This window comes from Rhizobium sp. PRIMUS64 (assembly GCF_023006465.1).
Lineage (GTDB): Bacteria > Pseudomonadota > Alphaproteobacteria > Rhizobiales > Rhizobiaceae > Rhizobium > Rhizobium leguminosarum.
This window is the reverse complement of record NZ_JALBGX010000009.1, coordinates 62,192-82,462: the sequence shown is the minus strand read 5'-3', so window position 1 is coordinate 82,462 and position 20,271 is coordinate 62,192. Positions and strand designations below refer to the sequence as shown.

Here is a 20,271-nt window from a genome sequence, read left to right as displayed (position 1 = left end):
GCACTTATCATCGGGCTCACGATGATGCCCCCGCGCAGGATGTGTCTGGGATAGCCGCCACCGCGACCCTTGCCTTCGTGGTCCTTTTCGCATCCTCGATCTGGTTGTCGACTGGCAGAATTGTTCCGGGAAGTGAAAAACAAATGCCGTTGCTGGCCCGGCGATGCGGATCCGTAACCCTGCTGGTGTTCTCGGCCGTGCTGACCCTCAGCGCATTTTTACGACACCAAGAATACCGCAACCGTCCTCATTGAAGTCTCACACTAGATTGACGAGCCGATCGGCAGTTGCCTGCAGATCGGCTCGACCCCGAACACTCCAGTGTTCGTCGATGAACGATCATCGCTTCAATGGGCGGTCGAGGTCCGCCTTCGTGAAATGAGCATACATCTCGCGCAGGATCTCGTGGGCCTGACGAGGCTCGCGGTTCCCCGCTGAAGAGCCTTCATCTTTCTGCAACATTACACAGCAGGCCTGCTCGTTTAAACGGAATTGCCCGCCCGAAGACGATCAGGCGGCTTCGGCGGAGAATCGCTCAAATAGCGGCTTGAGGCGGGGATGACGCGCTGCCTGGGGCGGGTGGATCTCAACCGTTCGACCGGATTTCGTCTCGCGCCGGAGCCATTCGCTGATGGTCTCCGCGCTGGTGTGATCAATGTAATGCAGGTGACTGCCGATGATACTGACTTTACGACCTTCAGGCAGCCCTTCGAGCGTATTAAGTAGCGCTGGCACGTCCTTGCAGGTGACCGCTCCGCGCAGCCGAACATGTATTTCGCCGTTGACTTCGGAATGCCGGATCGCCTGCTTTCGGCGCAGATAGGGAAGCACTTCGAGGATCGACAGCGCAAGTCCGAGCGCCACACCGACCAGCAAGTCCTGCAGGACGACCATCGCCACTGTGACGGCCCAGATTCCAACCGGCATGAGACCATGGTGTTCGAACAGGTGGCGCACATGATGAAGGCTGATCAGCCGCCAGCCGGTGACAATCAGGACAGCGGCGAGCGCCGTCAACGGTATCATTTCCAGAAGATCCGGCAAAAGCGCCACCAGGCCCAGGATCCATAGGCCATGCAATACTGCCGAGATTCGCGTGCGTGCCCCCGCCTGAATATTGGCCGATGACCGGACAATGACACCCGTGATAGGTAATGCACCGAGCAAGCCGCACAGTCCGTTACCGACGCCCTGGGCGAACAGCTCCTTATTGAAGCGCGTGCGTCCGCCGTCATGCATCCGATCGACTGCCGCTGCCGAAAGAAGTGTTTCGGCGCTCGCAATGACGGCAATCATCAGGGTCGCCAAGATGACGCCGGGCTGCACCAAGTTGGCAAAACTCTCAGCGGTCGGCAGCGATATACTCTCAAGGAGTGAGGTAGGCACAGCTACGTGGGCGATTGGGAGGTCGAGCGCGGTGGTCAGAACCGTGGCGGCTGCAACCCCGACAAGCGCCCCTGGAACGAGTGGCAGCGATTTGGGGCGGAATTTCTCCCAGCAGACCATCGCGAGGAGAGCGATGAGACCAACCAGTAGTGCGACGGCCTCGTTGGTCACGCTGGCGCCCGATAGTCTGCCGACGCTCTCGTCGAAAGCGGTGACATTCTCGATGCCTCCCGCCGCGGGCTTTGAGCCCATCAGAACATGGATCTGCCCGAGGATAATCAAAATGCCGATGCCGGCCAACATACCATGAACCACGGCTGGCGAAATTGCTCTGAACCAGGAGCCGATCCGGAGGAAACCCGCTATGATCTGCAGGAGACCGACGACGAGCAGGACCGGCCCCAGCAGGGCAATTCCATACTGGTCGACGAAGCCGAAGACGATGACGGCAAGACCAGCGGCAGGTCCTGAGACCTGAAGAGGCGAGCCCGCCAGAAGCCCGACAACGAGGCCACCTATGATACCGGAGACAAGTCCCATGGCCACGGGTACCCCGGAGGCGACGGCGATGCCCAGGCAGAGCGGAATGGCGACAAGAAAAACGACCAGAGACGAAGCCAGGTCGCGCGAAAATGCAGAGCTGTTTTTCATGATGTCACTATTCCCCGGCAAGCGTTGCAGAAACCCGCGGCATGACATGCGGGTGATTTCGCCCTGTGAAGGCGACTGGCAGCGCCTCACCCTCCTGCACCTCGGTAAAACTTGCCAAAGCCCCGTCATAGACTTGGACCTCGCCCGTCTCGATGTCGAAGAACCAGCCATGCAGGGTGATCTCGTTGGTCGCGAGCTTTGCAGCCACGGACGGATGCGTCTTTAAGTGGTCGAGCTGAACGACGACGTTTTCCATGCCCACCGCACGCACACGTTCGGCTTCGGAAAGGTCGTCGGGATAGGCTTGGCAAACAATCGAAAAGGCGGCGTGACTGTGCCGCAGCCAGGCTGCGACATTCGGCATCGGTTCCAGCATTTCCGGCCGGCACAGCCCTTTCATCGCCCCGCAATCGGAGTGACCACAAACGACAATGTCGCTGACACCTAACGCGAGGATAGCGTATTCGATAGCCGACGAGACGCCACCATTGAGGGTCGAAAAGGGCGGAACAATATTGCCTGCATTGCGGCAAACGAAGAGATCGCCGGGACCGGATTGCGTTATCGTTTCCGGCATTACGCGGCTGTCAGCACAAGATATCATCAAGGCATGTGGTTGCTGGCCTTCGCGAGCCAGCTTGCGGTAAAGCGCCGAGTGACCAGGAAACACGGCGCCGCGAAAATTGGAGATACCTTTCAGGAGATCACCCATATTCGGATCCTCTTTCTAGCCGGACATCGGGTTGGGAGGTTGTCGCTCATCCGGCGGGTTGCAGAAGCGATCTTTTCGCAAGCGTAGATAAAGGGAAAGGAACTCCGAAAAAAAGAGCTCCACATCATATTGCAGTGCAACATTTTTTGAACGAGATGTGATCTGGCTAGTTCCAACTCACGTCGCAGGTTATTTGCAAGACGGTCTGCCCTGAGCAATTCAGATTCAAAGCTGCCGCACACGCCGTTCGTCCGGCCGCGACAACCGCATGTTTGTGGAAGCAGTGCTTTGGTGCGTACCGGCTCGCCCTGTCGCGACCCGCCGGAATGGTTCGAGCGATCCTGAAGTTGATGCCACTGACCGCCTTCACAACGCTTGAGAAGTTTGCAACGACTTTATCGTTGTCGCGGCGGTATAAGGGTCATTTACGGAACTGCCCTTCAACTCTACAGCACGGTCACTGGCACCGACAGCAATACTCTTATTGTGTCGATACCCATTGATGATCGCCAGGGTATTCAGGATGCATTAATCGACTGAAGGGACCGCTGCGGCGGTAGATGCCATGTCGATGAAGCATTGCACGCTGGGGATTGGAAACCGGCCTGCCCGGATATCGGTATGGGGCGGCGCCAATGATCTTTCTATGGCCCAAGAATTCTTTTCATGGTGGCTCGCTGCATCGAACGTGGCGTCAAGCGATTTGAAAAGGCAACGACGTTATTCATGAACCCGGCGATCACGGACGCTTTCCCCTGAGAGAGTGCTCGAAGGCCGCTTTCGGCGACTGGACGGGGCTTCATTGTCAAAAGGCGCAGTATGGGTGAGACCGGAGCCCCGGCAGTTGTATCGAAACCCGTTTCGGTGTGCCCTGGGCAAAGGCTGGTGACGACCACGCCTTGCCGACGGAGCTCTTCATGCAGGGCTTCTCCAAACGCCAGTACATAAGACTTCGTCGCAGCGTAAGCAGCAAAGCTGGGAACCGGCTGAAGCGCAAGGAGACTTGCGACGAGAAGGATCTGGCCCGATCCCCGGGCGGCCATGTCACGTCCGAAAACATAGCTCAGCTCGGTGAGCGCCGTGATGTTGAGCTGGATCATATCGGTGGTGCGCTCGATCGGTGTTTCGAGAAAATCGCCGTGCAACCCGTATCCGGCATTGTTCACCAGGATGTCGATCTGTAGCGACTTCTCATCCAGGCTGCTTTTCAAACGGGCAGCAGCGCCTGGAGCGGCAAGATCGATTGGCTCGACAACGATATCGACATCATGCTTCCGCCGAAGTTCGGCAGCGAGCTTCTCCATTGGCTCCCTGCGCCGGGCCGCGAGTACGAGATTGACTTTTTGCGCCGCGAGCAGTTCAGCAAATTCGAGGCCAAGGCCACTTGACGCACCGGTGATCAGGGCACGTTTTCCGGGAGCGCCATCAATTTTTTCCACGACGGAGATTTGCGTTCCCGTGTCAGCACTGTGTTGCATTCGTTTTCCTGTCAATTAACTGGACCTGACCCCCGATGTTTGTTTCCCTCGGGGTTGATGGCGAATGGAGATATTCGAGCGCTTCACGCATCGATTGCTTTCAGAATAAAGTGGATCTGATCACGCAGCCCTTCTTCGGTATCTACGCCGTCTCGGACCCCCTGCTCTATGAGAACAGGGTGGTAGAAGGGCATGAGGGCGTTCATCAGAGATCGGGCGGCCTTCGCCGCATCAACACGAAACGCGCCTGTGTCGATCCCATCATTTACAATCGCCTCGATGATCGCCACGAGATGCTTATTATGCGCACCGATGATCGCCCAGTTCTGTGCCGTTGCGGCGACAACCAGATCATGAACCGGCTTCTCGTGCAGGAAGGTGTTTTTCCGTTCCCTGTGAAGCTGATTGAAAAGTTCTACCAGCTTCTCGTAAGCCGGCCCCTCCATCTGTGCAATCGAAGCTGCAGACCGCATTGTTTGTCCGATGATGCGACCACAAATCGCCGTGTTGATCGCCGCCCTTGAAGGAAAAAAGCGATATATATTGGCGCTACTCATCCCGAGGTGGGATGCTATGTCGGCTACCGATGTCTTTTTGTACCCGATGCGCCGAAAGTGTTCTTCCGCCACATCGAGGATTCGCTCCCGCCAGAGATCGGTGTGAGTTTCTGTACGGGTGCGGAGGGCTCGTCGGGTCGGACACAAGATTCCTACTCCGCAGCCAGTGCTATCGGCGGTTCGAGACGCTCAATGGCTTCCTCGTGGCTCTCTTCTTTTGCAGGCTTGATACGGAACCACACCGCGTAAAGGGCTGGAAGGAAGAGCAGTATCATCACGGTGCCCGCAGCCGTTCCGCCAATCAGCGTATAGGCCATCGACCCCCAAAACACCGAATGGGTCAAAGGGATGAAGGCCAGGACGGCTGCGAGCGCGGTCAAGATGACAGGACGAGTCCGCTGGACGGTTGCTTCAATGACAGCGTGATAGTCGTCGAGACCTGCAGCCTGGTTTTCCTTGATCTGCTCCGTCAGGATCAGCGTGTTGCGCATGAGGATCCCGGCCAGTCCTATCAAACCGAGAATGGCGTTGAATCCAAAGGGTTGATTGAACAGAAGCAGCGCTGGGACCACGCCTGCAAGTCCAAGAGGCGCGGTCAACATGACCATCGTCATCGTCGAAAGGCTGCGTACCTGGAGGATGATGACAATCAACATGGCCGCGATCATCAACGGGAAGACTTGAACAAGTGCGACATTGGCCTTGAGCGATTCTTCGATGTTGCCGCCCATCTCAATGCGATATCCCACTGGAAGCGATGCGATAAGCGGCTGAAGGGCCTTCATCACCTGCTGGGAGACCTCCGGCGGCTGCGTCGCCTCGTTGATATCGGACCTGATCGTAATGACCGGTGTCCGATCGCGCCGTTTCAGGATCGGTTCCTCGAACCGGATTTCGGAATGCCCGATCTGATCGAGGGGAACCTGGCGACCATTCCGGCTCATCAGCGAAAAGTCGGCAAGGCGTGATGGATCGAGGCGGTTCTCGCCAGCACTGCGTGCGACGACGGGCACGTTGCGGATGTTGTCGCGCACCTGCGTGACAGGGATGCCGCTCAGCAGCAACTGCATCTGCTGGGCTGCCTCGGACGGTGAAAGACCGATCAGATTGAGCCGCTCCTGATCAGGGACAAAGCGCAACACAGGCGTTCGATTGCCCCAATCGCGATTGGCCTGACGGACATCGGGCACAGTTTTCATAATTGCCAGAGCTTGCTCGGAAATCTTATAGAGTTCCTCCTGATCCGGTCCCATGATCCGAAACTCGACCGGGAACGGCGTATAGGGACCGAATACGAGCTGCGTGACGCGTACGGATGCCTCTGGAACAAGGCCGTCAGAGATTGCGGCGCGAAGGCGATGCTTTAGCTCTTCTCGTGCATGCGCATCGGGCGTCAGCACGACAACCTTGGCGAAGGCGGGGTCGGGCAACTCGGGCGCCATGGCAAAGAAGAAGCGGGGAGCGCCCTGCCCTACATAGCTGGTGACGATTTTTGTTTCCGGCTGGGCCTGCAGCCAGTCTTCGACCTTCTCCACTGCGGCCGTCGTGGTTTGAATGCTCGTACCTTCAGGCATGCGAACTTCGACGAGAACCTCAGGCCGGTCCGAAGTCGGGAAAAACTGTTGTTTTACCCCTCCCATCCCGACGACCGAGACAGCCATCGTCACGCCGACCACGGCGCAGGTCATGAACTTATGGCGAACCGCAAACGCGATGAATGAGCGCAAGCGGCGATAGTTCGGCGTATCGTAGATGGCGTGGTGTCCACCTTCCACCGGTTTGATGTCAGGCAGCATCTTCACGCCGAGGTAGGGCGTAAAAGTCACCGCGACGATCCAGGAAACGATCAGGGCAAATCCCACGACCCAGAAGATGTTGCCGGCATATTCACCTGCAGTCGACTTGGCGAAACCAACGGGCATCAGTCCGATGATTGTGACGAGTGTGCCGGACAGCATCGGTGCCGCCGTGTGGCTCCAGGCATAAGCGGCCGCCTTAATGCGATCCATGCCCTCCTCCATCTTCACCACCATAACCTCAATGGCGATGATGGCGTCGTCCACGAGAAGGCCCAGCGCAAGAATGAGCGCGCCGAGTGTGATGCGGTCGAAGAACCGGCCGGTTTCCAGCATAATGAGGAAGACGACGGCGAGCGTCAGCGGAACTGCGAGCGCCACGACAATGCCGACGCGCCAGCCGAGTGCGACAAGGCTCACGAACAGCACGACGCCAAGCGCCATGGCGAACTTCAGCATGAATTCACCGACCGCCTCGTCGATATTGACGGCCTGATCGCTAACTTTTGTAAGGGTCATGCCCAACGGCAGTGTCTGCGCGATCGCGGCGGACCGGGCTTCAAGCGCCTTGCCGAGGTCAAGGCCATTCCAGCCCTGCTGCATTACGGCGCCCAACATCAAAACCGGTTCGCCATTGTGACGGATGACGTAAGTGGCCGGATCCTCATAGCCACGCCGTACATCCGCCAGATCGGAGAGTTTCACCGTTCGTCCACCTGCTACGATCGGCGTGTCGGCAATTGCCTGTACGCTATTATAGGCTCCGTCGAAACGGATGAAGACCTGTGGCCCGCGCGTGTCGATCGAGCCTGCGGGCGTCACCGTGTTCTGTCTCTGCAAGGCTGCGGCAACATCCTGCGCCGATATTCCAAGTGTCGCGAGCTTGGCATAGGAAAATTCGACGAATATCTCTTCGGGGCGCTCCCCGAGGATGTTGATTTTCTTGACGCCCGGAACATGCAGCAGATCCTGGCGGATGACCTCCGCCTGCCGAACGAGGTCCCGCATCGGCATCCCCTTCGCCTTCAATGCGTAAAGGCCGAAGCTCACGTCGGAATATTCATCATTGACAAAGGGACCCATGACGCCGGGCGGAAGATTTCGAGCCTCGTCGCCGAGCTTCTTGCGCGCTTGGTAGAACTCCTCTTCAACTGCGGACGCCGGAGTATTATCCTTGAGTGTGACTGTAAGGAATGCGTAGCCAGGCCGCGTCGTTGTTTCGACGCGGTCATACCAGGTGAGTTCCTGGATACGCTTCTCGAGTGGCTCTGCGACAAGATCCTGCATTTCACGCGCGGTGGCGCCCGGCCAAACTGAGGTTACCGTCAGGGTCTTGATGGTGAAGGAGGGATCCTCGGCGCGGCCCAATTTGACAAAGGCATAGACCCCGGCGGCGGCCAACAGGACAATAAAGAATAATGTAACGGCGCGTTCGCGAACCGCGATGGCGGAAAGATTGAAGCTCATTACTTTGTCACCTCTTGCTGCGCAGCCGTCCTGACGGTCGCGCCATTTTCCAGTAGATGCGCGCCCAGAGCGACAACCTGCTGACCAACCCCTATTCCGGTGACAAATGCCATTTCCTCGCCGATCCGCTTGATCTCGACAGGCTTGAAGTTCACGGTCGATGTGGCCCCGTTGACAACCCACACACCTGTCCGGCTGCCGTCGTCCAGGATGGCACCGACTGGTACGGCGACCTCCGATCGCCGGTTCGCGTCGAATATTTTGATCGTCACCGTCGAACCAAGCGGGGCAGAGGCAGCGGCGCCTTCGAGAACATACCGCGCCTCGTAGGTCCGGGTTTGCAGGTCGGCAGAATCGGAAATCTGTCGCAAAAGGGCTTTTCCACTTAGACCCTCGCCTCCATAGACACTGGCTTGCGCTTCGGATCCTGTCTCGGGCCGCAGGGTTTCCGGTAGCCAGACAACGGCTTCACGTGGCCCCGCCTGCGCCAGTTGAACCACCGTTTGTCCCGCTGACACCACCTGTCCCGGGTCTCCGAGCGTATCGACGACCGTTCCATCCGAGTCTGCAAGAAGAACGCTATAGGAGGCGGCGTTTTCCGCAACCTCGGCGTCCGCTTCAGCCGCGGCAAGCTGTGCCGAGGCCGTATCGAGGGCCGCTTTCGCTTGTTCATAACGCTGCGGGGTGGCGGCCAATCCATTTTTGACCAGCGCCGCATACCGTTTCTCGTCTGCTTGTGCTTGGATCAGGACAGCACGCGCTGCGGTAACCGTATTGCGCTTCGCCGTCAGAGCAAGCTGAAGATCGGTTTCATCGATGCGCATCAGAGCCTGGCCTTGCTTGACCTGCTGGCCCACATCGACCATCCGCTGAACGATCTTGCCCGGAACCCGAAAGCCCAGATTGCTCTGTACTCGCGAAGCAACCGTGCCGGTAAAAGATCGCTCTGTCGTTTCAGTCCTTGTCGCCTCTGCCACCCTGACCAGTGGCGAGGCAGTCCTTGGGTCCGCAGCCTCTGCCTCCGACTTAGGGGTTCCGAAAACCACGAAATAGGCACCGGCACCCGCCGCTGCCGCGAGGCCCACGAGAGTCAGGACATGTTTGCGTTTCATCTTAAGTTCTCTTCTTGACCAGCGATCCGGATGATTTAGATTGCGATCTAAATCTAATTGCGTTATAGATGTCAAATGAAATCTAATCGGAGATCAGTATGAGAGTGAGCCGGGCACAGGCCGAGGAGAACCGGGAAACGGTGATCAACGTCGCAAGCCGTCTGTTTCGAGAGCACGGCTTCGACGGTATTGGCCTCAAAGATCTGATGAAGGGGGCGGGCCTTACACAAGGTGGGTTCTATAAGCAGTTCTCGTCCAAGGACGATCTTGCAGCCCAGGCGTCCAGGCGCGCGCTGGAAAGCGCTACACGCAGATGGTCGACGGCGGCTGCGACAAGTTCCGATCCCCTCGAAGCAGTCATGGAGTTCTACCTCTCACCCGGACATCTTGGAGAAAAGGGTGACGGTTGCCCTCTAGTGGCGTTGGGATCGGACGCGGCGCGGCAGAGTGAAGAGGTCAGGCGTCCATTTGAGGATGGTATCCTCGCTCACTTTGAGGTGCTGGATGAGCTGATGGACGACGCCAAGAGCTCAAATCCCAGCGGCAAGGCGATGGCGATACTGTCTCTGATGGTGGGCGCCGTCACGCTGTCGCGCATCTTGCAGGATGAGAATTTGTCGCAAGGCATCCTCGACGCAGCCGCTGGCGAAGTCAGGCGCATTGCGCGCGGTGATGGCAGCGCCTGAAGACTATCGCTGGGTTCGGTGACCTGGTCCGGACGCCAAATATTGGGAAGGGTCTGGACGGTCGCATCGAGATCGACAACAACAGCGTCGACAGGACCATTCGGCCGTTTGCCCTCAACCACAAGAACGCACTTTTGCCGGGCATGACGCGGGAGCGGACAACTGGGCGACCATCGCCTCGCTCATCGAGACGAGCAACTTAAATGACGTCGATCCGCTTGCGTATTTAACCAGCACCCTCACCGCCATCGCTAAAGGCCATGAGCAAAGGCGGATCGATTGCCTTCTTCCGTGGAGATACTCGACGCTCCATTGCAAAACGTAACCATCATCTTGGCGGACCCGGCGGATATGATCCTCCTACGGGTTTTCTGACACGACTTTTGACATGGTGCCACCTCAGGTTAGTGGGTTGAGGGAGCGATTCATTGCCACGACATCATCATGGGTGGGGCTCGGGCCGAGAGTTGCCATTTTGCTCGTGAGCTGTTCACGTTTCTTGGGTGCTTCACCCTTTACCGCCGCATTGAGTGCCCTGCGCATGGCGACTGCATCGTAATCGCAGCAATAGCCAGGCGTCGAGGGTTGCTGCCGCCAGGACTCTTCAAGCGTACCGCCATCAACCGGGTCGAATCCGACCTCGTTCACGATCCCCATAACAAGCTGCTTCGCTGCGTCATCATCTCCGGCGACCGCTACGGCCAGCCGACCGTCCGTCCCTTCAGGTTGACCCAGTTCCGCCAGAGAATGCGCAAGGATGTTGTTGAACGCCTTGATGACGGGACGGCCGATTTGTTTGGAGACCCACACGCTTTCGGCCTCGCCTGCATCAAGGTCGGCAATCTGCGGATCGCGCAGCCCCGGATAGTAGTTGCTGGTATCAACGACCGGCACGCTCGCGGGGACGTCTTTGAAGAGGTTTTTCGGCAGCCTTTCGATAGCGGGAAGCGGGATGGACATGATGACCAAATCCGCTCCGGAGATAGCTCCGTTCGTGTCGGTCGCCGTAGCTCCGATCTCCTCCGCAAAGGGCCGCACAGCGACCGCGCCTTTGGAGTTGGCCACCCTGACCTCATGCCCCGCAGACGCGAGTTTGCGAGCTATGGTGCCGCCGATGTTGCCAATGCCAATTATGCCGATTTTCATGCTGATGCTCCTGTTGTTCTGCACCACAAGATAGTAGATACTGCAGCATCAACAAGAACTGACGGATAAGTGGGTTACCCACCAAAAGGTAAGTATGGCAGCGGATCGTGACTGGAAGTGCGGAGACCCGCAACAGCATCTCAAATGGGCGGAAGCGACTACGGACGCCCTGCGTGTGCTGGAAGGCAAGTGGAAGATCGTGATCATCTGCCAACTGTTCGGAGCGAAAGAGGCTCTTCGCTTTTCCGAACTCGAACGGCGCTGCGCAGGCGTGAACCAGAAGATGCTCATCCAGCAACTGAAGGAACTGGAAAGGGACGGAATCGTGACCCGTACCGTGTATCCTCAGGTGCCGCCGAAGGTGGAATACGAGCTGACCGAGATGGGCAAAGCCCTGGGACCCTCGATGGCCGAACTTATTGACTGGGCCTACATGCGCAGGGAGCGACTGGCGGAAAGAGCGACCTGACAACATTGTAGGGTTAGGATGCCGCCTACGCTTACTAGGCGGGGCATGCGTCTTTCTGGCACGAATGGGAATGCCTCTTTGTCAATACATGTATAGACATCGTTCTTGAACGGTGGTTCTATCCTGCAAAAGCAAGGGGATCATCATGGCCAATAAGATGTTCGATCTGGCAGGAAGAGTGGCAGTTGTAACCGGTGCGAGCCGCGGCCTGGGCCAATGGATTGCGCTGGCGCTTGCCGAAGCGGGTGCCGATGTCTGCGTTACGGCACGCGATCAAAATTCGCTGAGCGAAACCAAAGAGAAGATTGAGGCCCTTAACAGGACCTGCATCACGAGCGCCCAGGATGTGACAGACATCTCGTCCATCGACGAGACGCTAAGCAAGTTCGAAAACATCACTGGCGCTGTCGACATCCTTGTCAACAATGCCGGCTACGAACAGACTTCTCCCTCGCTCGAGGTCGATGAACAGATATGGGACAAGATCATCGGCACCAACCTCAAGGGCGCGTTCTTCTGGTCGCAGGCCGCAGCACGCCGGATGTCGCGCCGAGCCCACGGTGGAAGCATAATCAATCTCTGCTCCCTCACGTCCTACGTCGGCATCCCGACCGCTGTGCCCTACGGCTCCTCGAAGTCGGGACTGCTGGGTATGACGCGCGCGCTTTCGGCGGAATGGGCGCCGCTAGGGATCCGCGTGAATGCCGTGGCTCCGGGCTATTTCCGAACAGCGATGACCGAAGGGTTTTATCAGGACAAGGGCTGGTCTGCGAAAATGCTCAACAAGATCCCACAGAAGCGGTTCGGTGATGGTTCCGACATCGGCGGCGCCGTCGTCTTCCTTGCAAGTGGCGCATCGGCCTACATTACTGGCCAATGCATTCCTGTCGACGGCGGCTTTCTGGCATCGATATAGAAACGGAAATTGACGCTTGACAGCACGGGAATGATCATATTGTCTATAGATGTATAGACAACTCTAGACAATAAAACGGGAACGAAGTCTTCGACTTCCTGGGAATTTGCCGGATAACCATATCCGGCATCCTCGCACGAACAGCTTGCAGGGTATTGCCCGGTTGCCACCGACTTGCGGTGGGTTTCCGCATGACCTGTAGGGACGATATATCGTCGCGCCGGCAGGGCGCGGACGACAGCGGCTGTCAGCGCCTCTGTGCGCCAATAAGGGTATGAGCAATGACCGACGTCACCTTTCATGAATATTCCAATCTTGGACCGGATGAGCAGGCCGCACTCTTGCGACGGTCCGAAACAGACATCTCCGGCTTCATCGAGAAGGTGGCACCAATCCTTGAGGCCGTGCGCACCGAGGGTGACCGCGCCGTTGCCCGCTTCGGCCGCGACCTCGACAAGGCAAATATTACAGAAGCAACGATCAAAGCAACGGAGGCGGAATTCGATGCGGCTTTCAAGCTCGTTAGCGAGGATGTGATCGAGGCCATCACCTTCGGCATTGAGAATATTCGCCATTTTCATGAAGAGCAGAAGCCTGAAGCCATGTGGCTGAAGGAGATCAAACCAGGCGCCTTTGCCGGCGACCGCTTCACCCCGATCAAGTCCGCCGCGCTTTACGTTCCACGCGGCAAAGGTTCGTTTCCGTCGGTCACGATGATGACTTCCATCCCGGCCGTCGTGGCCGGTGTTCCCAATCTGGCGATCGTCACTCCGCCTGCCCCGGACGGTAGCGTGGACGCCGCAACCCTGGTGGCAGCGCGTCTGGCCGGTGTGGAAACTGTCTACAAGGTAGGAGGCGCTCAGGCAGTCGCAGCTGTTGCCTACGGGACGGAAACGATCAAGCCGGCACTGAAGATCGTTGGACCGGGAAGCCCTTGGGTGGTCGCAGCCAAGCGGAGCCTGTCAGGTATCATCGACACAGGCCTGCCTGCTGGCCCTTCGGAAGCGATCATTTTCGCGGACGACACTGTCCATGGCGGCCTTGCCGCGCTCGATCTCCTGATCGAGGCCGAGCATGGTCCCGACTCTTCCGCCTATCTCGTGACCCATAGCCGTCGCGTGGCCGAGGAGGCCCTCGCTGCGCTGCCGGAGCATTGGGCACGTATGACCGAACAGCGGGTTCAGTTTTCGAGCGCTGTCCTTTCAGGCAAATGCGGTGGGATCATCCTCACCTCCTCGATCGAGGAAAGCTACGACTTCGTCAACGCCTACGCGCCGGAGCATCTCGAAATCCTCTCGCAGGATCCCTTCGCCCATCTCGGAAAGATCACCGAGGCTGCAGAAATCCTCATGGGTCCGCATACGCCTGTCAGCATCGCCAATTTCTGCCTCGGTCCAAATGCCGTGCTGCCGACGAGCCGCTGGGCGCGCACGTTCGGCCCGCTGTCGGTGACCGATTTTGTGAAGCGCAGTTCGATCGGCTACGTGACAGCGGCGGCCTATCCCGAGTTTGCGAAGCGTGCCCACAAGCTGGCGGAATATGAAGGCTTCTCATCCCACGCGCACGCAGTCTCGGCGGTCCGCGACAACTATCTGCCAAAGCGAGGCTGACAGGATGAAGGCGGTTCGGCTTTACGACGCGTTTGATCTCAGGGTCGAGGAAGTCGACAAACCTCTGTCGCCGCCCGCGGGCTACGTGACGATCGACGTTCGCGCCGCGGGCATCTGCGGCTCGGACGTTCACAACTACCGAACCGGTCAATGGATCAGCAGGCGCCCATCCACCGCTGGACACGAGTTTTGCGGGCGCGTTTCCGCGCTTGGTGAGGGTATCGAAGGTCTCGCGATCGGTGACCTCGTCGCAGCTGACTCCCGCTTTTACTGTGGCCAATGCGAAGCATGCAGATCAGGCCGCACCAATATCTGCGAACATCTCGGTTTCGTCGGCGAGGTATGCGACGGAGGATTTGCGGAGCAGGCCCAACTACCCGCTCGTCTGGTTTTCAAACACGAGCCGTCACTTGATCCTGCAGTGGCGGCCATGGCCGAACCTTTGGCTGTCGCCCTTCATGCGATACGACGGCTTAACCCACCCCAAGGCGAGGCGATTCTCCTAGTTGGCTGCGGGACGATAGGCGGTCTCTGCGGTTTGCTGCTTACACATCTCCACGATGGAAAGTTGTTGTTTGCGGATTTGAATGGCGGCCGTGCCGAGATGGTGGCCGCAATTTGCGGAGGATCGGTGGTCGCACTGGATAAGTCGCAAGCAAGGACTGCACTCGGCGACGCGCGACTGCGTTACGCGGTGGATGCAACGGGAAGTACAAACGCCATCGCGCAAGGCATCGAACTTTTGGACGGGGGCGGCGCCTTCGCTCTTGTGGGTATTAGTCATGGGAAACTGGATCTGGATCCCAATGTCCTCGTCGAGCGTGAGATTTCCCTGATTGGCTGCCATGCCTTTGAAGACGAACTCGCCGATGCCATCGCGATGTTGCCAAAGCTGCAGCCTGCACTTCTACAATTTAGCGAGATCCTGAACTCACTCGACGGAATTCCTGATGCGTACCACCGACTGATCGATGGTCGCTCAACCAAAATAAAGACGATCATTCGAATAGCCGATTGATTGAGCACACGCCTCGGCGTGAGACGGAGATAGAAATTGCCCGGCCTTTCAAACACCGCGCTGCCGCTCTACGAAAAGGTCAAGGACTTCGTCCTCGACAATATCGGGAATGGCAACTGGCCACAGAACGAGAAGCTTCCGTCCGAGCACGAGTTGACGTCTTCGCTCGGCGTTTCTCGCATGACGGTCCATCGCGCGCTTCGTGAACTGACCGCCGAAGGCTATCTGCGCAGGGTCCAGGGGGTCGGGACGTTCGTCTCGCCTCCCAAAGCACAGTCGACACTCATCGAGATCAGCAACATCATCAGCGAGATCAAGGCGCGTGGAAGCCAACACCGCGCGGAGGTGATCCTGCTCGAGCGGATCGAGCGGCCGGATCAAATGCTATTGGACGCGTTCGAGTTCAGAAAGCTTTGCCCCGTCGATCACTCGATGGTCGTTCACTACGAGAATGGCGTCCCTGTTCAGCTGGAGGAGCGCTACGTCAATACAGAGCTGGTAAAGAACTATCTCGATCAGGATTTTACGTCCATCGGCACCTACGATTACCTTCAGCACAGCACACCCCTAACCGAAGTCGAGCATCTCATCAGCGCCATCCCAGCGACGGAGAGACATGCACGCCTCCTGCACATTCGTGAGCGCGATAGCTGCCTGGTCCTCAACCGAAAAACGTGGACGGGGCAGGCGATCGCAACGGTCAATACCTTCACCTATGTCGGCAGCCGCTATTCGCTTGGCAGCAGATACTTACCGCCCAAAAAATGAAAACCTTCGCGTCATTCCAGGAGTGAGAGAGCATGGGGCAGCCCAACAGTCGGACGGCAGCCATACGGGAAAAAGCCAAGAAGGGCGACGGCAGTGCCGAAGCTCTTCTTGCCGACCTGTTGCGAGATCTGTTTGGGGTCGACGCACGCGATCTGGCCATCAACCACGACCAATACAGCCTCAATTCACTGAATGGCTTCTTCGAGGCCGACGGAAAGCCCTACTTCTTCAAATTCCATCAGGAGGAAAACGAGGAGGAGATGAGCGGTGAGTACTATCGCGCCGATATTCTTGCCAAGGCCGGCCTGCCGGTAGATCAGCCGCTGATGATGTCGACCCTTCCAGGCGAACAGATCCTCGTCTACAGGCGCAGGACCGATCCGCGCTTTTCCGATGCTCTGCGTACCCTCGACGGGCTTCATGATGAGCAAATGGCACGCCAGGCCGTGGATGCGGAGCGCCGGCTCAATGAGACCGTCCTATCGGTCTATCTGAGGACGTTGCATCCTGTCACTCCAGATGAGGTCGTGAAGGAGCCGGTTCATCGCCTGTTCCGCGATCGACTGGTGACAGCCCCGAAAGGGACCTACCCTGGCGGGCGGCTGGAGAGTTTTTATGTCGGCAAGACATTTGACTTTCCAGGCGTCACGCTTTCCTGGGATTCGCTCTCGAAAGCCCGCTTTGTCATCAATGGCATCGAGTATCGCGAAACTCTCGGCCAACTTTTCGACGCCGCGCATGAAAGACTGAACCCTGTCCGTCTGGCCGATAGTGGTGGGGTGACGGCACACGGCGACGCTCATAACGCCAATGTCTGGTTCGAACGGCGCGAAGGGCGCGCGAGCCTGTCCTTCTTTGACCCAGCCTTTGCCGGCGAGCACATCCCGACACTTCTGGCGGAGGTGAAGACGACCTTCCACAATATCCTCGCCCATCCCTACTGGCTCTATGATCCGGCACTTGCCGAACAGAAATTCAAGGCCACAGCCAAGTACGAGAACGGCCGTCTCTTTGCGGATTTCGATTGGAAGCTGACCCCGGTTCGCAAGGCGCTTTTGGAAACGAAGGCCGAAGCAATGTGGAAGCCATTGCTTGCCGCCCTCAAACAGCGCGACTTGCTTCCTCAAGACTGGCGAAAAGTTGTCCGGCTCGGGCTTTTCCTATGCCCGACGCTTGTCATGAACCTGCGCGCAGGTGCGACAAGCCACAATCCGACATCCTCCCTGATCGGGCTTTCTGTGGCCATGATGGTCGGCTCGGAGCCTGATGAGGGCGAGGACCTGATAAGCCGCTTCCTCGCAAAGATAGATCCGGAGGGGTAGATCGTGACGATCGTCAATATCGATGACCTCCGGCTGGCCGCTCGCAAGCGATTGCCGAAGCTCTTCTTTGACTACATCGACGGCGGCTCCTTTTCGGAGGAAACCTATCGTCGAAACAGGGACGATTTCTCGCTTTTGCAACTGCGTCAGAACGTTCTCGGCAACTATGCCGAGCCTGATCTGGCGACCGAATACCTCGGGCGACGCCATCCTCTTCCATTCATGCTGGGACCGGTCGGCTTTCTTGGCCTTTACACGAGAAACGGAGAACAAAAGGCAGCCTGTGCCGCTGACGCTGCCGGCATCCCCTTCTGCCTTTCGACCTTCTCGATCGCGTCGCTGGCAGACCTCCGGCAGGCGACAGACGGTGTGCTACATTTTCAGCTTTACGTGCTCGACGACCGCGCGCTTTGCGAGGAGTTTCTGAGCGCTGCGGAAGAGGCCGGTGTCGAGGCGCTGTACGTGACCGTCGATACGGCCATCACCGCCATCCGCGAACGTGATGTGCGAAACGGCTTCCGATCTCTTACGCGTGTCACACCTCGACTGTTCGCCAGTCTATGCCGGAAGCCTGGCTGGTTGTTCGATGTCGGTCGCGGCGGCATGCCCTCCGTTCGGGCGGTCGAGCATCGCACAGACTTCGGGAGGGGAGCGCTCGAACAGGCCGCCAATCTTTCCAGGCGCATCGACAAAAGGCTCGCATGGAAGGACATCGAGGCATTGCGCGACCGGTGGAAAGGCAAAATGATTATTAAGGGCATCCTTTCACCTGAGGATGCCAAAAAGGCACAGGCGATCGGCGTCGACGGCATTGTGATCTCGAACCATGGCGGTCGCCAACTCGATGGCGCCATGAGCACGATTGCAGCGCTTCCCGACATCCGGGCCGCAGTCGGGCCGGATTTCACGCTGATGCTCGACGGGGGCGTGCGAAGGGGAAGCGATATTGTCAAGGCACTTGGAATGGGCGCCGATGGTGTCATGTTGGGTCGGGCCTACACCTACGGTCTCGCAGCTAAAGGCCAGGCCGGCGTCGACCGTGCGATCCAGACATTACGCCGGGAGATCTCGATTACCTTGGCTTTGATGGGCGTGAGCTCCATCGCCGACTTAAAGGAGCGCGGCTCGCACCTCATACTCAAACAGTAACCGCTAACGCCGGCGAAAGGAGACAAGTACGTAATGTCCGCCACCAAGAGCTTGTTGGTCGGGCGTCAAACCTGAGAAGATGCAAGCTTTGTGATCCGTTAAAATCATCAAAAGAGGGGTTCCCAATGAACTACAAATCCATCAGCAAGCAGTTTTCCCGCGCAGCGATCGCGCTCGGGATCGTCGGCATTCTTGCCAGTGCGCAGGCTAACGCCCAGGATCAAATCCCGTCCAAACCGGAGCCGGGTACCTTCAAGATCGGCATCGAGCCCTGGCTCGGTTACGGTCAATGGCACGTCGCCGCCAGCAAGGACTTGTTCAAGAAAGCAGGCCTTGAGGATGTCGAGCTTGTCAACTTCAGCGAAGACAAGGACATCAACGCGGCACTTGCCAGCGGTCAGCTCGACGCTGCCAATATCGCCACGCACACGGCCATGGCCATGGTTGCCGCCGGCCTGCCGGTGAAGATCGTCTCGCTTCTTGATTTCAGCCTGAAGGCGGACGCGATCCTGGCCGGAAGCGACATCAAGAGCGTCGCTGACCTCAAGGGTAAGAACATCGCCTTCGAGGAAGGCACGACAAGCGACATCCTGCTGAACTACGCGCTTGCCAGCAACGGCATGACGATCGACGATATAGTCCGCGTGCCGATGCCGGCAGCTGATGCTGGAACGGCACTGATTGCAGGCCGTGTTCCCGTCGCGGTTACCTACGAGCCCTACATTTCAACGGCGCTGGCCCAGGACAAGAATATCAAGCTGCTTTTTGAAGCCGGCAAGGATCCGGGCCTAGTCTCCGACGTTCTCGTCGTTCGCGAGGAGGTGCTGAAGCAGAAACCTGGGCAGGTTCTGGCCATGATCAAGGCCTGGGATATGGCTCTGGCCGACTACAAGGCCAATACCGAGGAGGACCGCACCATCATCTCGAAGGCCGTGGGCGCCTCCCCGGATGATCTGAAAACGGCTTTCGACGGTGTCCAATACTATAGCTCTGCCGAAGCAGCCAAGGCCTTTGCCGGTGACTTCAAGACCAAGACCTTCGCCGACGTTCTGAAGGCGGCCAAAACAGCCGGCCTCGTGACCCAGGACGTTTCCGCCGACAGCATGATCGACACATCGTTTGTCGATGCAGCGAACAAGTGACCTCTGGCCACCAACGGGACCGTAATGTCTAGCTCAGAATTGTCGTCCACAACGAAAGAAACGTCCCGCGCGCCATCGCGCGCTGGCGTCGGTAGACCACCTGGTGCCTTTCGGATCGGGGATCCGATCAGCGGCCGGTCGTTTTTTCTGATTGCCGTTGCCGTCTTTGCCCTGCTTTTTGCCGTGTGGTGGGTTGCTACCATCACCGGCTGGGTCAAACCGATTTTTCTGCCCTCGCCCGGAGCGGTGTGGGCCAAGATGATGGAACTGGCGGTCGATGGCACGCTGTGGACGGATGCCGGGATCAGCATCTATCGCATGCTCGTCGGATTTCTTATTGCATCGGCCCTGGCGATCCCGATCGGGATCATGATCGGCTGTTTCAAGACGTGGGAAGCGGCTATTGAGCCGTTTGTCGACTTCGTTCGTTACATGCCGGTTGTCGCCTTCGTTCCGCTGACCATACTGTGGGCAGGAACAAGCGATATCCAGAAGTTCGTCATCATCTTTATCGGAACCTTCTTCCAGCAGGTACTGATGGTCATGGACAGCGTCAAGCGTGTGCCGACCGACTTCGTCGGACTGGGCCGTACGCTCGGAATGTCAGAAACCAGGATCCTGCGCCGCATCGTCCTGCCGTCTGCCCTCCCCGGCATCTGGGACACGCTGCGCATCAGCCTCGGCTGGGCCTGGACCTGGCTTGTGCTGGCAGAACTTGTGGCGGCGACGTCCGGCCTCGGCTATCGGATCGTCGTCTCTCAGCGATATTTCCAGACGCAGACGATCATTGGTTACATCCTGCTCCTTGGCTTGCTCGGTCTGATCACAGACCAAAGCATGAAGGCCCTGGAGCGCATCTTCTTCCGTTACGCTGCAAGGCATTGAG

General features: G+C 58.1%; 17 protein-coding genes, 2 pseudogenes and 1 other annotated feature. Of the genes and pseudogenes, 12 read left to right on the top strand and 7 right to left on the bottom strand.

All coding sequences use genetic code 11. The features are described 5' to 3' along the window. Positions 1-272 precede the first annotated feature (272 nt). Positions 273-385 (bottom strand) — a sequence feature (AL1L pseudoknot). A 125-nt stretch (positions 386-510) separates the two neighbouring features. Together MOV76_RS06155 and MOV76_RS06150 are read right to left on the bottom strand one after the other, a co-directional pair. Then, the gene (locus tag MOV76_RS06155; protein ID WP_247264088.1) at positions 511-2,037 is read right to left on the bottom strand and encodes a SulP family inorganic anion transporter; all 1,527 of its coding nucleotides are present in this window, start codon (positions 2,035-2,037) and stop codon (positions 511-513) included. 7 nt (positions 2,038-2,044) lie between these two features. Further along, positions 2,045-2,749: a carbonic anhydrase gene (locus MOV76_RS06150; protein WP_018444453.1), complete on the bottom strand. Its 705-nt coding sequence runs from the start codon at positions 2,747-2,749 to the stop codon at positions 2,045-2,047. A 235-nt stretch (positions 2,750-2,984) separates the two neighbouring features. Between MOV76_RS06150 and MOV76_RS06145 the strand changes: the two are divergent. Continuing rightward, positions 2,985-3,082, top strand: a pseudogene (locus tag MOV76_RS06145) (IS5/IS1182 family transposase); the annotation flags it as partial. Between the two features lie 311 nt (positions 3,083-3,393). Here MOV76_RS06145 and MOV76_RS06140 read toward each other — a convergent pair. The 4 genes from MOV76_RS06140 to MOV76_RS06125 form a co-directional block, all read right to left on the bottom strand. Continuing rightward, positions 3,394-4,227 (bottom strand): SDR family oxidoreductase, encoded by an 834-nt coding sequence (locus MOV76_RS06140; protein ID WP_247264070.1) that lies wholly within the window; start codon positions 4,225-4,227, stop codon positions 3,394-3,396. An 83-nt stretch (positions 4,228-4,310) separates the two neighbouring features. After that, the gene (locus tag MOV76_RS06135; RefSeq protein WP_018245220.1) at positions 4,311-4,934 is read right to left on the bottom strand and encodes a TetR/AcrR family transcriptional regulator; all 624 of its coding nucleotides are present in this window, start codon (positions 4,932-4,934) and stop codon (positions 4,311-4,313) included. A gap of 2 nt (positions 4,935-4,936) precedes the next feature. Then, positions 4,937-8,047, bottom strand: a complete 3,111-nt coding sequence (locus tag MOV76_RS06130) for an efflux RND transporter permease subunit (protein ID WP_018245221.1) — start codon at positions 8,045-8,047, stop codon at positions 4,937-4,939. After that, a complete protein-coding gene (locus tag MOV76_RS06125) occupies positions 8,047-9,159 on the bottom strand; it encodes an efflux RND transporter periplasmic adaptor subunit (RefSeq protein WP_247264069.1) in 1,113 nt (370 codons plus the stop codon). The genes MOV76_RS06130 and MOV76_RS06125 overlap by 1 nt, the downstream gene beginning before the upstream one ends. Before the next feature lie 98 nt (positions 9,160-9,257). Here MOV76_RS06125 and MOV76_RS06120 point away from each other — a divergent pair, with 98 nt between their 5' ends. Then, the gene (locus MOV76_RS06120; protein ID WP_247264068.1) at positions 9,258-9,845 is read left to right on the top strand and encodes a TetR/AcrR family transcriptional regulator; all 588 of its coding nucleotides are present in this window, start codon (positions 9,258-9,260) and stop codon (positions 9,843-9,845) included. Between the two features lie 56 nt (positions 9,846-9,901). After that, a pseudogene (locus MOV76_RS06115) lies at positions 9,902-10,170 on the top strand (transposase domain-containing protein); the annotation flags it as partial. A gap of 74 nt (positions 10,171-10,244) precedes the next feature. Here the strand turns inward: MOV76_RS06115 and MOV76_RS06110 are convergent. Continuing rightward, positions 10,245-10,991 (bottom strand): NADPH-dependent F420 reductase, encoded by a 747-nt coding sequence (locus tag MOV76_RS06110; protein WP_018245225.1) that lies wholly within the window; start codon positions 10,989-10,991, stop codon positions 10,245-10,247. Positions 10,992-11,085: 94 nt separating this feature from the next. Between MOV76_RS06110 and MOV76_RS06105 the strand changes: the two genes are divergently transcribed. The 9 genes from MOV76_RS06105 to MOV76_RS06065 all read left to right on the top strand — a co-directional run bounded on the left by MOV76_RS06105 (position 11,086) and on the right by MOV76_RS06065 (position 20,270). Next, positions 11,086-11,460, top strand: a complete 375-nt coding sequence (locus tag MOV76_RS06105) for a helix-turn-helix domain-containing protein (protein WP_247264067.1) — start codon at positions 11,086-11,088, stop codon at positions 11,458-11,460. Positions 11,461-11,605: 145 nt separating this feature from the next. Then, positions 11,606-12,376, top strand: a complete 771-nt coding sequence (locus MOV76_RS06100; RefSeq protein ID WP_247264066.1) for an SDR family NAD(P)-dependent oxidoreductase — start codon at positions 11,606-11,608, stop codon at positions 12,374-12,376. A gap of 281 nt (positions 12,377-12,657) precedes the next feature. Then, a complete protein-coding gene (hisD, locus tag MOV76_RS06095) occupies positions 12,658-13,986 on the top strand; it encodes a histidinol dehydrogenase (protein WP_247264065.1) in 1,329 nt (442 codons plus the stop codon). Positions 13,987-13,990: 4 nt separating this feature from the next. Beyond that, entirely contained in the window at positions 13,991-15,004 is a 1,014-nt protein-coding gene (locus MOV76_RS06090) for a zinc-binding dehydrogenase (RefSeq protein ID WP_247264064.1), read from the top strand. Positions 15,005-15,040: 36 nt separating this feature from the next. Next, the gene (gene hutC, locus MOV76_RS06085) at positions 15,041-15,772 is read left to right on the top strand and encodes a histidine utilization repressor (RefSeq protein WP_018245230.1); all 732 of its coding nucleotides are present in this window, start codon (positions 15,041-15,043) and stop codon (positions 15,770-15,772) included. Between the two features lie 32 nt (positions 15,773-15,804). Then, the gene (locus tag MOV76_RS06080) at positions 15,805-17,094 is read left to right on the top strand and encodes a hypothetical protein (protein WP_247264063.1); all 1,290 of its coding nucleotides are present in this window, start codon (positions 15,805-15,807) and stop codon (positions 17,092-17,094) included. A gap of 3 nt (positions 17,095-17,097) precedes the next feature. Beyond that, positions 17,098-18,243: an alpha-hydroxy acid oxidase gene (locus MOV76_RS06075; RefSeq protein ID WP_247264062.1), complete on the top strand. Its 1,146-nt coding sequence runs from the start codon at positions 17,098-17,100 to the stop codon at positions 18,241-18,243. A gap of 125 nt (positions 18,244-18,368) precedes the next feature. Next, a complete protein-coding gene (locus MOV76_RS06070) occupies positions 18,369-19,385 on the top strand; it encodes an ABC transporter substrate-binding protein (RefSeq protein ID WP_018245233.1) in 1,017 nt (338 codons plus the stop codon). Positions 19,386-19,409: 24 nt separating this feature from the next. After that, positions 19,410-20,270, top strand: a complete 861-nt coding sequence (locus MOV76_RS06065; RefSeq protein WP_247264061.1) for an ABC transporter permease — start codon at positions 19,410-19,412, stop codon at positions 20,268-20,270. Position 20,271: the final 1 nt, after the last annotated feature.